Genomic DNA, 540 nt, shown 5'->3' on the forward strand with positions numbered 1-540 from the left:
GTGCTGGGCGGCGGGTTGGGGGAGCGGGAGTGGGTGCTGAACGCACAGGTGCCGGCGGGGTACGGGCGGAGGGACCCGGCCGCGCACCTCGCGGAGGTCGCCGAGGCGGAGGGATTGTCCGGTGCGGGGGTCGGGTTGATGACGGCGGCCGAGGTGAGCGCGTACACGCGGGCGTGGGACGAGGGCGTCGAGGCGGTGGTCACCACGGGGCTCGGAGTCCGGACGTGGGCGGCCGCGCCGGTGGCCGGACGGGCGGGGGCGGCGCCGGCGGGGACGGTCAACATCGTCGTCCGGGTGCCGGCGCCGCTGGGCGACGCGGCGCTCGTGAACGCGGTGATGACGGCGACGGAGGCGAAGGTCCAGGCGTTGCTGGACGCCGGGCTGGACTGTTCGGGGACGCCGTCGGACGCGGTGTGTGTGCTGGCGCCGGTGCCGGACGGCGTGGCGGGGGAGGAGCCGTTCGCCGGGCCGCGCAGTACGTGGGGTGCGCGGCTGGCCCGCGCGGTGCACGCGGCGGTGCTGGCGGGCGCGCGGGCGGAA

Annotated in this window: 1 protein-coding gene; it reads left to right on the forward strand. The window is 78.1% G+C overall.

The features are described 5' to 3' along the window. Nucleotides 1-540, forward strand: a 540-nt coding sequence (locus FNX44_RS27525; RefSeq protein WP_228450341.1) for an adenosylcobinamide amidohydrolase, incomplete at both ends; no start/stop codon positions are given.

The organism is Streptomyces alkaliterrae, assembly GCF_007097205.2.
In the GTDB taxonomy this organism is placed as follows: domain Bacteria; phylum Actinomycetota; class Actinomycetes; order Streptomycetales; family Streptomycetaceae; genus Streptomyces; species Streptomyces alkaliterrae.